Origin of the sequence: Propionivibrio sp., assembly GCF_049316945.1 — a bacterium.
Classification (GTDB): domain Bacteria; phylum Pseudomonadota; class Gammaproteobacteria; order Burkholderiales; family Rhodocyclaceae; genus Propionivibrio.
The window spans coordinates 1-1,591 of record NZ_JBMOJE010000371.1; the positions used below are offsets into that span (position 1 = coordinate 1).

The following is a 1,591-nucleotide window of genomic DNA, read 5'->3' on the forward strand; positions in this document are numbered from 1 at the left end:
GCCAAGTACTACCCCGACTTCAACTCTTTCACCACGGCCATCGAACGTTGCTTGCAAGATACCCGCACCATCCACGCCAAGGCGCTCAATTCGCTATTGAGCCTGAACTTCCAAACCTTTCAGAAGGTTCAATTATGACCGTTCAAAGTATAGTCCCGCGCTCTTTGTGCCAAGCTAACTTCGGAGCCAACCACCTTTTGCACGTAACAGATGCTTTTCTGGTTTGATACGTCCTGCTACGTCAAACCCCAGAATGCATAGCTAATATTTGCTCAAACCTCTGGTGCCTGATGGCCTATAATTGGTCGATTACCATACTTAACGGATATTATCCGGCTTTTACTGAGCCAGCTTCCTTGTTCCTGTGCCTCATGAGCGATCTAGGCGAACGCCTTGCAATTGACCATTATTCCCCGTCTTGGTCTGAAAGTGTCGATTGGGATTGAGCACTCTTCCACTCAAGAAAATTTGCGTAATCAGCCGCGCCAATAGAGATTTCAGGTTCTGGTTCTGAGATCACTCCGGCTAGCGTTTTCGCGATGCGTTATTTTTAACTCCGCCTCCAAACCCTTGAGCCATAAGGGGGGCGCGGTTCGTGCGTCAGGGTTGATCTCATGCTCCGAGAGTTGCGCGGCAACAAAATATGGCGCTGCATCTGGATTATCACCAAAAAATTCTGGGGAAGCCTTTTAAATGCGCCCTTCGACTGTTTATTCATTCGGCACCTCCCAATCAAAATCTCGCGCAGCGTCATAATCGCCTGGCCGAATCACTTCGATTTTACCGTCCGTCAACAACGACGTAATGCCGCGGTAGCCCACGCCATATGTCTTGAAGCCCATTTCCACGAAGTGCTCGCTATAGTCAGGCGAATCGTGGTGATGCCCGTGAAAAAGCCAGCGAACGCCCATCTTGCGGGCCAAATCGCCGACGGCCTGCCACCCCCGACCATCTGATCTGCACTCGGGCGCCTCGTGGCAAACGAGAATGTCGGCACGCTGCCTGGCCAGTCTGCTCACGACGTCAGGAAAGATCGTGGTGGTGTGCTTTCGCTCCTCGCCTGCTTCATAGATTCCCCAGCCTTTCGGTGGGCGCTTCCGCATCAAATCTTTCCGCCAAGCTTGATACGACGGAAAGCTCGGCGCGTTCGGCGGTGCCCAGACCTTTGATCTAAAAACGCCGCCAAGGCCAGCGATCCTAAATCCACCGATCCTCTCCACCTTGCCGTGGAGATTTTTCCCGGCCAGGTCGGACGAGAAAAGATTGTTAAGCGAACGACTATCATCGCTGTCATGGTTGCCGAAAACCCAATAAATATCGGTCACGCCGACAATCTCGGCCAACTCCAAATGAAGTGGTTGCGCACAATCCAGGTCACCCAAAAAAACCACCGCGTCGGGCGCAGCGCCATTTTTCTGGGCCAGCAAAACCTGCTGGACCACATGACCCAGGCTTCCGTGCGTATCGCCTAGAAACCAGATCATGGCCGCCCTCCTCGCATAGAAACGTCCGCAGAGTCTGATTTGCGAGTTAGGACGTAAGGCGGCGTAAATAAATAAACATATCAAGTTTGCGCTATTACGTTCGGTCT

General features: G+C 52.3%; 1 protein-coding gene. It reads right to left on the reverse strand.

Going from position 1 to position 1,591, the window contains the following annotated elements:
* Positions 1-710 precede the first annotated feature (710 nt).
* Positions 711-1,484 carry a metallophosphoesterase family protein gene (locus ACOYNV_RS28260; protein WP_422903153.1) on the reverse strand — a complete coding sequence of 258 codons (774 nt, stop codon included), beginning with the start codon at positions 1,482-1,484 and terminating at the stop codon, positions 711-713.
* Positions 1,485-1,591: the final 107 nt, after the last annotated feature.